This is a genomic window from Ensifer sp. 38_S197 (genome assembly GCF_056924495.1).
Genome location: NZ_JBXOVZ010000002.1, coordinates 1,267,076 through 1,280,176, shown reverse-complemented (window position 1 = coordinate 1,280,176; position 13,101 = coordinate 1,267,076). Strand labels below are relative to the sequence as shown.

Below are 13,101 nucleotides of genomic sequence, written 5' to 3'. Positions count from 1 at the left end.
AGAGTAATAAACAGTCAAAAGCGCCGCGAGCCGATCGCGGCGCTTTTTCGTTTTGAGATCAACGATCCGCGATGTTCAGGCTTCCAGGAAGCGCAGGCCGGCGACGGCGACGATGATCATCGCGATACAGGTGATGCGCATCCAGGAGACCGGGTCGCCGAAGAGCACGATGCCGAGCACCGTGATGCCGACCGAACCGATGCCGGTCCAGGCGGCATAGGCAGTGCCCGCCGGCAGGTCACGCATCGCTATCGTCAGGAGATAGACGCTGCCGAGGGCAGCGGCGATGCCGATGGCGCTCGGCACCAGCTTCGTCCAGCCCTCCGCATATTTCAGTGCCAAGCCCATGACGATCTCGATGAGGCTCGCCGCTATCAGAATGATCCATGCCATGTTCGTCTCCATTTGGAATTCTCACATGGCGAAGAAGCTGGTAGCGTAGGCACCGAATGACAATTACGCACCTTTTGGTAACTATGGAAAATTCCGACAAGCCAGCGTCCGCGACCTCCGTTCCCGACGTCTTCGATCCGACCTGTTCGTCACGCCATGCGCTGGAACTGATCGCCGGCAAGTGGCCGATGCTGATCCTCTCGGCGCTCGAAGGCGGGCCGATGCGCAATGCCGGGCTGATGCGAAGGCTCGGAGACATCTCGCAGAAGATGCTGACGCAGACGCTGAAGGAATTGGAGCGCAACGGCCTGGTCATCCGCGAGGACAAGAAGACGGTGCCGCCGCACGTGGAATACAGCCTGAGCCCGCTCGGCCGCTCGCTCAGCGAAACCCTGCTGGTGCTCGACCGCTGGGCGGAGACGCATTTCGGCGCACTGGATGCGGCACGCGAGCGCTACGATGCCGAACGAAACCGGTGAGGATCAGGCGGCATCGAGTTGCGACTGGGCAACGACCTTGACCAGCCAGTCGGCAAAGACGCGCAGGCGGCTGCTGAGGTGCCGGTTCGGCGGATAGACCAGATAGATCGGCATGGGTTCGACCTCCCAGTCCTGGAGAACCGGCCGCATGGCCCCGGACACCAGGTCGTCGCGCACCATGAAGCGTGGTGCCTGGATGACGCCCAGGCCAGCGCGTGCGGCGGCAAGATAGGTCGTCGTTTCATTGGCCGCCACCGCGTAGCGGCCATTCACCTCGATCTCCTCATTGCCGCGCTTGAAATAGAACGGCATCTGCTGCCCAGTTTGCGGCCGGAAGTAACCGACGACGTAGCAGTTCTTCGAGAGATCGGACGGGTGCTGCGGTATTGCGTGACGCTGGAGATAATCCGGAGCGGCGCAGGCGACGAAGCTCATCTCGGTGATGCGGCGTGCGATCAGCGACTGGTCGGTGAGCGTGCCGACACGGATGGCGCAATCGACGTTCTCCGCGACATAGTCGATGGTTCTGTCGGAAACGCCGAGATCGATCTGGATATCCGGATAGCGCTTATGGAACTCGGGCAAGGCCGGGATGACGATCAGATTGGCAATCGCGCTGGCCATTTCCACCCGCAAACGCCCCTTCGGCAAGGTCTGGGCGCTGGAAAGGCTGCCGTCGAGTTCGTCGAGATCGGTCAAAAGGCGTGCGGCGCGTTCGTAATAGAGCGCACCATCGGGCGTTACCAGCACGCGGCGGGTGGTGCGGTTCAAAAGTTTTGTGCGCAGGTGCGCCTCCAATCCCTGAATGAGATTGGTGAGGGTCGCCTTGGGCATATTCAGCGAAGCGGAGGCGCGGGTGAAATTACCGGTTTCAACGACCCGGAGGAACGCGCGCATGGCCGTGAGCTGGTCCATTTTCAAGAGCCGTGATTGTTCGAGAATACGAATAGTGTAGTCAGTTTGAAAATACTATTCCAGACAGAAGACAATGTTATTCTCCTATCGTGGCGTGTTGCCGCCACATGTGGGTTGACCTCTGGCCGAAGGCAAGAGAGATGGGCGAACTGTTCAAAGTGGAGACGATGCAGACCGGCCAAGGCTGCTGCACGGCACGCGTCTACCGCGGCGAAGCTTTGCTCAATCCGCCGCCGGTCGTGTTGCACCTGCACGGCGGCTCCTTCGTCGGCGGAACGATCGCCGCCGGCGAGCGCGTCGCCGAGGCGCTTGCGGCGGCTGGAGCGGTGGTGATCTCTCCGGAATATTCCGCGGCTTGCCTCAATCCATTTCCCGCGGCGCTCGATGTCGCCTACGCCATGCTGTCGTCGATGCGCTCGCGCTGCCCGCAGTTCGCGCACAAGAAGTCGTCGCTGTTCGTGGCCGGCGAAGAGGCAGGCGGCAATGTTGCCGCCGGCGCCGCGCTGATGGCGCGTGACCAGTATCTGACCGATCTCAAGGGCCAGATCCTGCTGTCGCCGATGCTCGACCCTTGCCTGGCAACGGAATCGTTCCGGCAGCACTGTCCGCAGTCCTCGGCGCAATCGATCGCCGATGGCTGGCAGCGCTACCTCGGGCAAAGCGGTGGCTTCACCCATCCTTACGCCGCGCCGGCCCACTGCACGCGGCTTGCCGGCCTCGTGCCTTCGCTGATCGTGACCAGCGAAGAGTGTCCGATGCGCGACGAGGCCGAGGCCTATGCCGAGCGTCTGCGCAAGGCAGGTGTGATGGTTGAATCCCATGTCCTGCCCGGACGAGCCGGATGGCTGCCGCAGAATGCGGGTTCCGGCGAAGGCTGGTCGGCACAGCAGAAAGAGATTACCGGCATCTTCTCCCGCTTCTTCCAGAAGGCAGGGGCAAAGCCGGCGGAAATGACGGTGCGTTAGACGGGGGTGGTCACCCAGCCCAATCCCTCGATCTGACGTCGAAAACAAAGCGCCGGCTCCCAACCGGCAAGGAGAGAAAGATGACATCGACAGTGACCCGTCGGGCCCTTTGGGGCGCCGGCCTGAGTATCCTTTTGTCTGTCGCCGGCGGTGGTGCCGTCATGCTCGGCTTGCCGCAGCATTTCGAGGCCGACGCCGCCACCGAGACCGCCGCGGCGCCACCTCCGGCCGTGCCGGTTTCGGTGGCGCGGGCGCAGTCCAAGCGCATCACCACCTGGGAAGAATTCTCCGGCAGGCTCGAAGCGATCGAGCGCGTCGAGGTTCGCCCGCGTGTCGGCGGCGCCGTCCTCAAGGCGCACTTCCGCGAAGGCGCGCTCGTCAAACAGGGCGATCTCCTGGTGACGATCGATCCGGAGCCCTATGCGGCGGCCGTCGAGCGGGCGAAGGCCCAGGTCGAAGCGGCCGAAGCGCGCGTCGCGCTTGCCAAGATCGAACTCGAGCGTGGCCGCAAGCTGGTGACCACGAGCGCCATTCCGCAGAGCGGCGTCGACCAGCGCGCCAGCGCCTATGACGAAGCCCAGGCAGAGGTACGCTCGGCCAAGGCGGCGCTGCGCACCGCCGAACTCGACCTGCAATATACCGAGGTGCGCGCGCCGATCTCCGGCCGCGTCGGCCGGCTCGACGTCACCGCCGGCAACCTGGTCGCCGCCGGCTCCGCCTCGCCTGTGCTGACGACGCTCGTTTCGGTCGATCCGATCTATGCGAGCTTCAACGCCAGCGAAGAGGTGGTCACGACGGCACTCGCCAAGCTCGCGGCCTCGGCCGGCGGCAACGCGATCGAACGTCTTCCGGTCCAGGTCGGCACCGCCGCCGACGAGGGCACGCCGATCACGGGCCATATCCAGCTCATCAACAACGAGGTGGATGCGGCAACCGGCACGATCCGGGTGCGTGCGGCGCTCGAAAACGCCGACGGCAAACTGATCCCAGGCCAGTTCGTCCGCATCCGCATCGGCGAGCCGGACCCCGAGGAAAAGCTCGTGATCAGCGACCGCGCCATCGGCTCCGACCAGGACAAGAAGTTCGTCTTCGTCGTCGGCACCGACAACAAGGTCGAGTATCGCCAGGTGAAGCTCGGGCCGAATTCCGACGGTCTGCGCATCGTCGAAAGCGGCCTGAAGTCCGGCGAGAACATCGTCGTCAACGGCCTGCAGCGGGTCCGCCCCGGCGTCGTCGTCGCGCCGCAGCAGGTCGAGGAAACGACCGCTTCGATCGCCAAGTAGATTAGTCGACCCTTCGTGCAGGCGAAGGGTCCGCCAGCCAAGGCATCACTCAGCAGACAGCGCCGCGCGGCGAGGATTTCGCCGCGCACGCTTGAGGTCTGCCCGAACTCGTCCCAAGGGGGATACCATGAACTTCTCACGCTTCTTCGTCGACCGCCCGGTCTTCGCGGGCGTCCTTTCGGTCCTGATCTTCGTGGCCGGTCTGATCGGCATGACCGGTCTGCCGATCTCCGAATATCCCGAAGTCGTTCCGCCGCAGATCGTCGTGCGCGCGCAATATCCGGGCGCCAACCCGGCGGTCATCGCCGAAACGGTGGCAACCCCGCTCGAAGAACAGATCAACGGCGTCGAAGGCATGCTCTACATGCAGAGCCAGGCGACCGCCGACGGCCTGATGACGCTCACCGTCACCTTCGAGCTCGGCACTGATCCCGACCAGGCCCAGCAGCTCGTGCAGAACCGCGTCTCGCAGGCCGAGCCGCGGCTGCCCGAGGAGGTACGCCGCCTCGGCGTCACCACCGTCAAGAGCTCGCCCGACCTGACGCTGGTGGTGCACCTGATCTCGCCGAACGGGCAATATGACATCAACTATCTGCGCAACTACGGGGTTTTGAACGTCAAGGATCGGCTGGCCCGCATCGAAGGTGTCGGCCAGGTACAGATCTTCGGCGGCGGCGACTATTCGATGCGCGTCTGGATCGACCCGCAGAAGGCCGCCGAACGCGGCCTGGCGGCAAGCGACATCGCCAATGCGGTCCGCGGCCAGAACGTCCAGGCGGCCGCCGGCGTCATCGGCGCCTCTCCGTCCGTTCCCGGCCTCGACCTGCAGCTTTCCGTCAACGCGCAAGGCCGCCTGCAGACCCCTGAGGATTTCGCCAACATCGTCGTGAAATCCGGCGCCAATGGCGAAGTCACCCGCCTCGGTGACGTCGCCCGTGTCGAGATGGGTGCCGCCGATTATTCGCTGCGCTCGCTGCTCGACAACAAGCCGGCCGTTGGCATGGGCATCTTCCAGGCACCGGGCTCGAATGCGATCCAGATCTCGGAAAACGTGCACAAGGCCATGGCCGAGCTGAAGCTCACCATGCCCGAGGGCGTCGACTACGAGATCGTCTACGACACCACCCAGTTCGTGCGTGCCTCGATCGAGTCGGTCATCCACACGCTGCTCGAGGCGATCGCCCTCGTCGTCATCGTCGTCATCGTCTTTCTGCAGACCTGGCGCGCCTCGATCATCCCGCTCGTCGCCGTGCCGGTCTCGATCGTCGGTACCTTCGCGGTGATGTATGTCTTCGGCTTCTCGATCAACGCGCTCAGCCTCTTCGGCCTGGTGCTGGCGATCGGCATCGTCGTCGACGACGCGATCGTGGTGGTGGAAAACGTCGAACGCAACATCGAGCGGGGCCTGTCGCCGGTTCAGGCAACCTATCGCGCCATGCAGGAAGTCTCCGGTCCGATCATCGCCATCGCGCTGGTGCTCGTCGCCGTCTTCGTGCCGCTCGCCTTCATTACCGGCCTCACCGGCCAGTTCTACCGCCAGTTCGCGCTGACGATCGCGATCTCGACCGTCATCTCGGCCCTCAATTCGCTGACGCTGTCTCCGGCGCTGGCTGCCCTTCTGCTCAGGGACCATCATGCGCCGAAGGATTGGCTAACGCGGGCGATGGACAAGCTCTTCGGCTGGTTCTTCCGCGGCTTCAACCGCTTCTTCGGAGCAAGCTCGGAAGCCTATGGCCGCGGCGTCGGCCGGATCCTGACGCGCAAGTCGCTGATCATGGTCGTCTATGTCGTGCTGCTCGGCGTCACCTTCACGCTGTTCCGCGCCATCCCCGGCGGCTTCGTGCCGGCCCAGGACAAGCAATACCTGATCGGCTTCGCCCAGCTTCCGGATGCCGCGACGCTCGATCGCTCGGAGGACGTGATCAAGCGCATGAGCGAGATCGCGCTGAAGCATCCGGGTGTCGAAAACGCCATTGCCTTCCCGGGCCTGTCGATCAACGGCTTCACCAACTCGTCGAACTCCGGCATCGTCTTCGTCGCCCTGAAACCCTTCGAGGAACGCCAGACACCCGAACTGTCAGGCGGCGCGATCGCCATGCAGCTCAACCAGGAATTCGGCGCGATCCAGGATGCCTTCATCGCCATGTTCCCGCCGCCGCCCGTCCAGGGTCTCGGCACGACCGGCGGCTTCAAGCTGCAGATCGAGGACAAGAACGGTCTCGGCTACCAGGCACTCGACGAGGCGGCCAAGGCTTTCCTCGCCAAGGCCCACCAGACGCCGGAACTGGCCGGGCTCTATTCGAGCTACCAGATCAACGTGCCGCAGCTCTATGCCGACCTCGACCGCGTCAAGGCGCGCCAGCTCGGCGTGGCCGTCACCGACGTCTTCGAAACCCTGCAGATCTACCTGGGCTCGCTCTACGTCAACGACTTCAACGCTTTCGGCCGCACCTACAGCGTGCGCATCCAGGCGGACGCCAACTACCGCAGCCATGCCGACGACATCGGCAAGCTGAAGGTGCGTTCGCAGTCCGGCGAGATGATCCCGCTGTCGGCGCTCTTGAAGGTCGAGCAGACGGTCGGAGCCGAGCGGGCGATCCGCTACAACGGCTTCCTGTCCGCCGACATCAACGGCGGCCCGGCACCGGGCTTCTCCTCCGGCCAGGCACAGGCTGCCATCGAGAAGATCGCCGCCGAAACCCTGCCGCCGGGCATCAGCTTCGAATGGACCGACCTTACTTACCAGCAGATCCTGGCGGGCAACTCCGGCATCCTGGTCTTTCCGCTGGCGCTGCTGCTCGTCTATCTCGTGCTCGCCGCCCAGTATGAAAGCCTGACGCTGCCGATCTCGATCATCCTGATCGTGCCGATGGGCATCATGGCGGCGCTGATAGGCGTCTGGCTGACGGGCGGCGACAACAACGTCTTCACCCAGATCGGTCTGATCGTGCTGGTCGGCCTGTCGGCGAAGAACGCTATCCTGATCGTCGAGTTCGCCCGCGAACTGGAACTGTCCGGCAGCACGCCGGTCAAGGCTGCGATCGAGGCGAGCCGGCTGCGTCTCCGCCCGATCCTGATGACCTCGATGGCCTTCATCATGGGCGTGGTGCCGCTGGTGACGTCCACCGGCGCCGGTGCGGAAATGCGCTCGGCCATGGGTATCGCGGTCTTTGCCGGCATGATCGGCGTCACGGCCTTCGGCATCTTCATGACCCCGGTCTTCTACGTGCTGATCCGCAAGCTCACCGGCGAGCGGCCGCTGAAGCACGCCGGAGCCCAAATCGAAGCGCCGCATCTCGCGCCCGGCGAGTAAGGCCCTCCCCTCCTTTCGCGATCTTCAGGCGGGCCGGATCACTCCGGCCCGTCGAAGCTGCGGCGCCGCGCCTCCGCCCAGGCCCGGCGCCGTTTTGCGTCCTGCGTGACGGTTCCCATCCCACGTGACAGTTCCTTGGCGATCGGATAAACCAGCAGCCTCCATTCCTTTGGCCCAGCGGCCATGCAGACGGCATAGCGTTAGATGACCCCCACCGATCCGATCGCCAATCTCGCCACCCTCATTCGCTGCCCCTCGGTCACCCCGGCCGAAGGCGGAGCGCTTTCCGCCCTCGAAGCCATGCTGAAGCCGCTCGGCTTTACGGTCGATCGCGTCTTGGCGAAGGACGTCGGCACGCCCGATATCGAAAACCTCTATGCGCGGCTCGGAACCGAGGGCCCGCACCTGATGTTCGCCGGTCATACCGATGTCGTTCCGGTCGGCGACGAAGCCGCCTGGAGCCACGGACCATTCTCGGCCGAGATCGCCGGCGGCGAAATGTACGGCCGCGGCGCCGTCGACATGAAGGGCGGCATCGCCTGCTTCGTCGCGGCGGTCGCCCGCCACATCGAAAAGCACGGGCTCCCGAAGGGCTCGGTCTCCTTCCTCGTCACCGGCGACGAAGAGGGACCGGCGATCAACGGCACAACGAAGCTCTTGCAATGGGCGGCTGACAAGGGCGAGCGCTGGGATGCCTGCCTCGTCGGCGAACCGACCAACCCGGAGAGCCTCGGTGACATGATCAAGATCGGCCGGCGCGGCTCGCTCTCCGGCCGCATCACCGTCAACGGCGTGCAGGGACATGCCGCCTATCCGCATCTCGCCGACAATCCGGTGCGCGGCATCCTGCAACTGACGCAGGCGCTGATGGATCCGCCCTTCGACAACGGCACCGAGAGTTTTCAGGCATCGAACCTGGAGGTGACGACGATCGACGTCGGCAATAGCGCGGTCAACGTCATTCCGGCCAAGGCCACTGCCGCCTTCAACATCCGCTTCAACGACACCTGGACGGCCGAAAGCCTGATGGCGGAGATCGCCGCGCGGCTCGATCGCGCCGCCGCCGCCGGCAGCCTGCGCCCGGATCGTGCCCCCGTCCGCTACGAGATCACCTGGGCCGAGAGGCCGAGCCACGTGTTCCTGACGCGCAACAACGCATTGATCGATTCGCTTTCCGGTGCGGTCGAGGCGGTCACCGGCCGGCAGCCGAAGCTGTCGACGACAGGTGGTACCTCGGATGCGCGCTTCATCAAGGACTATTGCCCGGTGGTCGAATTCGGTCTGGTCGGCCAGACCATGCATATGGTCGACGAGCGCGTCGCCGTCGCCGACCTGGAGACTTTGACCAATATCTACGAGACCTTCATCTACAGCTGGTTCGGTCATGCCGCTGCTTGACGAGGTGCTTGCCTATATCAAGGGCCTCTGGCTCTTGACGCAGGGCAACGAGGAGGGTTTCCGCTGGCTCGACTTCAGCGAGAGCGGCCTCTGGCGATCCTTCGCGTCGATGCTCTGGTGCCTGCCGGCGATCGCCGTCACCTGGGCGTCCTGGCGGCTCTATTATCTCTCGGCGATGCCCGCCGGCACGACCATCGGCGCCGGCTTTATCTTCAAGCTGCTCGTCGTCGATCTCGTCAGTTGGCTGCTGCCGCTGGTGCTGATCGCCTTTTTGTCGCGTCCGCTCGGTTTTGCCGGAGCCGTCGTCCCGATCGTCGTCACTACCAACTGGCTCTCCGTTCCGCTTTCCTATGCGATGGCGATGCCCGCGGCGATACGGCTCACCATTCCCGGCAGCCAGGGCCTGACGAGCCTGATCTGGCTGACGCTGCTCGTCGTCAGCATCGCCGTGCTCTTCCGGCTTCTGCGCATGGTGACGGGCAACCAGACCCTGCTGGCCTCGGCGCTGACCGCCCTCTTCCTGCTACCCTCGATGATGATCGGCGATCTCTTGCAGCGCATCTTCGGCCTGATCCCGAGCTAGAGCTTCGAGATCAGTAATCCACCTGAAGGAAATAAAGCCCCTCGGGCGGGGCTACGGGGCCGCAGGCCTTGCGGTCGCGCGCTTCGAGCGCCGCCTGCAGGTCGTCCGGCGTCCACTTGCCCTCGCCCACCAGCTTCAGCGAACCGGCAAAGGAGCGGATCTGGTTGTGCAGGAAGCTCTGCGCCGTCGCGCGGATCTCGATGACGCCGCCGATGAGCGCGACGTCGAGCCGGTCGAGCGTGCGCACCGGGCTCGTCGCCTGGCAATGAGCGGAGCGGAAGGTGGTGAAATCGTGATGACCGACGAGGCGCTGCGCGCCTTCGTGCATCGCCGCGTGGTCGAGCGGCTTCGGCACCCACCAGGCCCGCCTGGCTTCGAGCGCCAGCGGCGCCGGCCGTGAAATGATCCGGTAGAGATAATGTCGGCGCAGGGCCGAGAAGCGCGCGTCGAACTCCGGCGACACTTCTTCGGCTTCCAGGATCGCCACCCGCTCGCCGGCAAGCCCCAGATGCGCGTTCAGCGCGTTGCGCAGCGTATAGGGTTTCCATGGCCGCGTGAGATCGGCGTGCATGACCTGGCCGCTGGCGTGCACGCCGGAATCGGTACGGCCCGCACCGCGGATCGAGACGGTCTCACCGGTCAAGGACAGGATCGCCTTTTCGATCGCCCCCTGCACGGATTGACCGTTGTCCTGCCGCTGCCAGCCGACATAGTCCGAGCCGTCATATTCGACGGTCAGCTTGAACCGCGGCATCAGCCGACCCTCGTACCGGCGGCCACCGGCGTTCCACGCAGGAAGTCGGCGGCGCCGAGCGCCTTGCCGCCGGCGCGCTGCAGGCGCGTAAGCCGCACCGCACCTTCGCCGCAGGCGATCGTGAGGTTGTCGTCGAGCACCGTGCCGGGCTCGCCGGAGCCTGAGGCCGGTTCGGAGTTCAGCACCTTGATGCGTTCCGGCTTGCCGGCAATCTCGAGCTCGAACCAGGCGCCCGGGAAGGGCGACAGGCCGCGGATATGGTCGTGCACCTCGCGGGCACGACGGGAGAAGTCGATGCGGGTTTCCGCCTTGCTGATCTTCTGGGCGTAGACGACGCCTTTTTCGGCCTGCTCCGTCAGCGGCAGATCGCCGGCCGCGAGCTTCGCCATCGCCTCCCGCATCAAGGTAGCGCCGACCTGCATCAGCCGGTCGTGCAACTCGCCCGCCGTCATCGTCTCGCCGATCTGGACCGCCTTCGTCAGCGCGACCGGGCCGGTATCCAGCCCCTTGTCCATCTTCATCACCATCATGCCGGTCTCGTGATCGCCGGCCATGATGGCGCGCTGGATGGGCGCCGCACCCCGCCAGCGCGGCAGAAGGGAGGCGTGGCCGTTGTAGCAGCCGTATTTGGTGCCGGTGAGAATCGCCTCCGGCAGAAGCAGACCATAGGCGACGACGACGGCGACATCGGCCTCGAAGTCGCGGAAGGTCTGGCGATCGGCCTCGTCTTTGAAGTTGACCGGCGTCAGCACGCGTACACCCAGAAGCTCCGCCGCCTGGTGTACCGGCGATTTCTGCAAATCGAGCCCGCGACGGCCGCCCGGTCGCGGCGGCTGCGTGTAGACGGCGACGATCTCATGGCCGGCTTCGGCGAGTGCTGCCAGCGTCGGCACCGAAAACTCCGGCGTGCCCATGAAGATGATGCGAAGCGACAAGGCGGTGGACTCCGTCCTCTCAGTTCAAATTGCGCAATTCCGGACGGAAAACCGTTTCACACTTTTCCTGGAATTGCTCCAGAGATTCAGGCCTCTTCAAACGGGTTTCCCGCCCGCAAATCAAGCCCTCGGCGCAATTCGTCTCGGCCGCTGCCCGTTCGGCGGCTCAGATCGCTTTCGCGCCGCGGGTCTTGGCGGCCTTGGTAAACTTGCGGATCACCATGTCGCGCTTGAGCTTGGAAATATGATCGATGAACAGCACGCCGTTCAGGTGATCGATCTCGTGCTGCAGGCAGGTGGCGAGCAGGCCATCGGCCTCGATCGTCTGCTCCTTGCCGTCACGGTCGAGATGCTTGACGGTGATCGAAGCCGGGCGCTCGACCTCCGCGTAATAATCCGGGATCGACAGGCAGCCTTCCTCGTAAACCGAGCGCGCATCGGACGAAGCGACGATCTCGGGGTTGATGAAGACCAACGGGGACTTCTCCTCACCCTCCTTCGATACGTCGAGCACCAGCATGCGCTTGGCGACGCCGATCTGGATCGCGGCAAGGCCGATACCAGGGGCGTCGTACATGGTTTCGAGCATGTCATCGGCCAGGCGGCGGATGTCCGCGTCGATGGTTTCGATCGGCGTGGAAACCTGCCGAAGCACAGGATCGGGAAGGATGATAAGCGGCTTGATCGTCATGCTGCTCCCATAGCCGATCTTTCCATCGGCGCGCAAGGAAATTGCCTTGCTGCCTGCGCCACCCGCTCGCGCTTCGCTTGACGTTAACCGCCCCATGCAAATGTTCTCGTTTTGATCTACACTTCACGAGAGAATCTGTTAGGTTTGGCGCATGGAACCTGCGCCCCTCCCCCTTGCCCAACCGCTATTTTTCGTCGGCTCCCTGCCGATCACGCTGGGCCATCTCGCGATTGCCGCCGGGCTTGTGGTCATCGTCGCCGTCCTGATGGCGCTTGCGCGGCGGCGGGATACCCGCGACGAGGAGCGCCAGGAACAGATGGCGATGCTGCTTGCGGCGCAAACGGAGATGCAAGGGCGGGTCGCCGCCATGGCCGAGGTTTTCGGCGCCCGGCAGGCGGAACTCAACCAGACGCTCAGCCAGCGCATCGACGGCATGACTCACCGCATCGGCGCATCGATCACGGAGCAGACGAAGGCGACACACGAGAATCTCAGGCGGCTTCAGGAGCGGCTGGCGGTCATCGACACCGCCCAGAACAATATCCAGTCGCTGGCCAAGGACATGGCCGGATTGCAGGCGATTCTGTCGAACAAGCAGACGCGCGGCGCCTTTGGCCAATCGCGCATGGAAGCGATCATCGCCGACGGGCTGCCCATGGGCGCCTTTGAGTTCCAGACGACGTTGTCCAACGGCGCGCGGCCCGACTGCACCATCCGCATGCCGAATGGCCAGCCACCGCTCGTCATCGACGCCAAGTTTCCGCTGGAAGCCTGGAATGCAATGCGTGATGCAGAAACCCCGGAGCGTCGCCAGCAGATCGCCCAGCTCTTTCGCCGCGACATGGAAACGCATGTACGCGATATAGCCAGCAAATATCTGATATCAGGAGAAACGCAGGACACCGCCTTTCTCTTCGTGCCATCGGAATCGATCTTCGCCGAGATCCACGAGCATTTCGAAGCGATCGTACAGAAGGCGCATCGCCAGCGGGTCGTCATCGTCTCGCCATCGCTGCTGCTGCTCTCGATCCAGGTGATCCAGGCGATCCTCAAGGATGCGCGCATGCGTGAGCAGGCGCATCTGATCCAGGGCGAAGTCGCCAGGTTGATGGAAGATCTGGGCCGCCTTGACGAGCGCGTGCGCAAGCTTCAGGGCCACTTCGCCATGAGCCAGAAGGATGTTGAGGATATCCTGGTTTCCTCCGGCAAGTTGACCCGCCGCGGCGCCAAGATCGAGGCGCTCGAGCTCGAGGCCGAGGGGGGCACGCGAGAGGCAAGCGATCAGCGCGCCGCTGCCGACAACCGCGTCGGGCAATTGCGCCTGCGGGTGGTTGACGAGGACTGACGCAGTCGGGCACTCTCCGGCCCACTTTGCCAGTCAACAGGATGTTC

Annotated in this window: 12 protein-coding genes; 7 read left to right on the top strand and 5 right to left on the bottom strand. The window is 64.4% G+C overall.

Annotation, left to right across the window (positions count from 1 at the left end; translation table 11 throughout):
- Positions 1–75 precede the first annotated feature (75 nt).
- Entirely contained in the window at positions 76–393 is a 318-nt protein-coding gene (locus tag AC1Z3V_RS19320) for a DMT family transporter (RefSeq protein ID WP_429811071.1), read from the bottom strand.
- A gap of 56 nt (positions 394–449) precedes the next feature.
- Between AC1Z3V_RS19320 and AC1Z3V_RS19315 the strand changes: the two genes are divergently transcribed.
- Positions 450–872, top strand: a complete 423-nt coding sequence (locus AC1Z3V_RS19315) for a winged helix-turn-helix transcriptional regulator (RefSeq protein WP_483501150.1) — start codon at positions 450–452, stop codon at positions 870–872.
- 3 nt (positions 873–875) lie between these two features.
- Here the strand turns inward: AC1Z3V_RS19315 and AC1Z3V_RS19310 are convergent, their stop codons facing one another.
- Entirely contained in the window at positions 876–1,787 is a 912-nt protein-coding gene (locus AC1Z3V_RS19310; protein ID WP_483501149.1) for a LysR family transcriptional regulator, read from the bottom strand.
- A gap of 140 nt (positions 1,788–1,927) precedes the next feature.
- On the opposite strand from AC1Z3V_RS19310, the gene AC1Z3V_RS19305 reads away from it, so the two are divergent.
- The 5 genes from AC1Z3V_RS19305 (at position 1,928) to AC1Z3V_RS19285 (ending at position 9,329) form a co-directional block, all read left to right on the top strand.
- The gene (locus AC1Z3V_RS19305; protein ID WP_483501147.1) at positions 1,928–2,752 is read left to right on the top strand and encodes an alpha/beta hydrolase fold domain-containing protein; all 825 of its coding nucleotides are present in this window, start codon (positions 1,928–1,930) and stop codon (positions 2,750–2,752) included.
- Positions 2,753–2,832: 80 nt separating this feature from the next.
- Positions 2,833–4,035 (top strand): efflux RND transporter periplasmic adaptor subunit, encoded by a 1,203-nt coding sequence (locus AC1Z3V_RS19300; RefSeq protein ID WP_483501145.1) that lies wholly within the window; start codon positions 2,833–2,835, stop codon positions 4,033–4,035.
- A 127-nt stretch (positions 4,036–4,162) separates the two neighbouring features.
- A complete protein-coding gene (locus AC1Z3V_RS19295; RefSeq protein ID WP_483501143.1) occupies positions 4,163–7,348 on the top strand; it encodes an efflux RND transporter permease subunit in 3,186 nt (1,061 codons plus the stop codon).
- A 204-nt stretch (positions 7,349–7,552) separates the two neighbouring features.
- Positions 7,553–8,746 carry a succinyl-diaminopimelate desuccinylase gene (gene dapE / locus AC1Z3V_RS19290; RefSeq protein WP_483501141.1) on the top strand — a complete coding sequence of 398 codons (1,194 nt, stop codon included), beginning with the start codon at positions 7,553–7,555 and terminating at the stop codon, positions 8,744–8,746.
- Positions 8,733–9,329, top strand: coding sequence for a hypothetical protein (locus AC1Z3V_RS19285; protein ID WP_483501139.1), 597 nt, complete (start codon positions 8,733–8,735; stop codon positions 9,327–9,329). The genes dapE and AC1Z3V_RS19285 overlap by 14 nt, the downstream gene beginning before the upstream one ends.
- A 10-nt stretch (positions 9,330–9,339) precedes the next feature.
- Here the strand turns inward: AC1Z3V_RS19285 and truA are convergent, their stop codons facing one another.
- From truA to def, 3 genes are all read right to left on the bottom strand, one after another.
- Entirely contained in the window at positions 9,340–10,083 is a 744-nt protein-coding gene (gene truA, locus AC1Z3V_RS19280; protein ID WP_483501137.1) for a tRNA pseudouridine(38-40) synthase TruA, read from the bottom strand.
- On the bottom strand, positions 10,083–11,018 hold the full coding sequence (gene fmt / locus AC1Z3V_RS19275) for a methionyl-tRNA formyltransferase (RefSeq protein WP_483501135.1): 936 nt from the start codon (positions 11,016–11,018) through the stop codon (positions 10,083–10,085). Before fmt ends, truA begins: the two co-directional genes overlap by 1 nt.
- 166 nt (positions 11,019–11,184) lie before the next feature.
- Complete coding sequence (gene def / locus AC1Z3V_RS19270) at positions 11,185–11,709, bottom strand: peptide deformylase (RefSeq protein WP_429811054.1); 525 nt, start codon at positions 11,707–11,709, stop codon at positions 11,185–11,187.
- A gap of 151 nt (positions 11,710–11,860) precedes the next feature.
- On the opposite strand from def, the gene AC1Z3V_RS19265 reads away from it, so the two are divergent.
- Positions 11,861–13,054: a DNA recombination protein RmuC gene (locus AC1Z3V_RS19265; protein ID WP_483501133.1), complete on the top strand. Its 1,194-nt coding sequence runs from the start codon at positions 11,861–11,863 to the stop codon at positions 13,052–13,054.
- The last annotated feature ends 47 nt before the right edge of the window (positions 13,055–13,101 follow it).

Coding starts and splice junctions, on each gene's coding strand:
- AC1Z3V_RS19305 (WP_483501147.1), top strand. CDS start 1,928: ATGGGCGAACTGTTCAAAGTGGAGACGATGCAGACCGGCCAAGGCTGC.
- AC1Z3V_RS19285 (WP_483501139.1), top strand. CDS start 8,733: ATGCCGCTGCTTGACGAGGTGCTTGCCTATATCAAGGGCCTCTGGCTC.
- AC1Z3V_RS19320 (WP_429811071.1), bottom strand. CDS start 393: ATGGCATGGATCATTCTGATAGCGGCGAGCCTCATCGAGATCGTCATG.
- AC1Z3V_RS19295 (WP_483501143.1), top strand. CDS start 4,163: ATGAACTTCTCACGCTTCTTCGTCGACCGCCCGGTCTTCGCGGGCGTC.
- AC1Z3V_RS19265 (WP_483501133.1), top strand. CDS start 11,861: ATGGAACCTGCGCCCCTCCCCCTTGCCCAACCGCTATTTTTCGTCGGC.
- AC1Z3V_RS19300 (WP_483501145.1), top strand. CDS start 2,833: ATGACATCGACAGTGACCCGTCGGGCCCTTTGGGGCGCCGGCCTGAGT.
- AC1Z3V_RS19315 (WP_483501150.1), top strand. CDS start 450: ATGACAATTACGCACCTTTTGGTAACTATGGAAAATTCCGACAAGCCA.
- def (WP_429811054.1), bottom strand. CDS start 11,709: ATGACGATCAAGCCGCTTATCATCCTTCCCGATCCTGTGCTTCGGCAG.
- dapE (WP_483501141.1), top strand. CDS start 7,553: ATGACCCCCACCGATCCGATCGCCAATCTCGCCACCCTCATTCGCTGC.
- AC1Z3V_RS19310 (WP_483501149.1), bottom strand. CDS start 1,787: ATGGACCAGCTCACGGCCATGCGCGCGTTCCTCCGGGTCGTTGAAACC.
- truA (WP_483501137.1), bottom strand. CDS start 10,083: ATGCCGCGGTTCAAGCTGACCGTCGAATATGACGGCTCGGACTATGTC.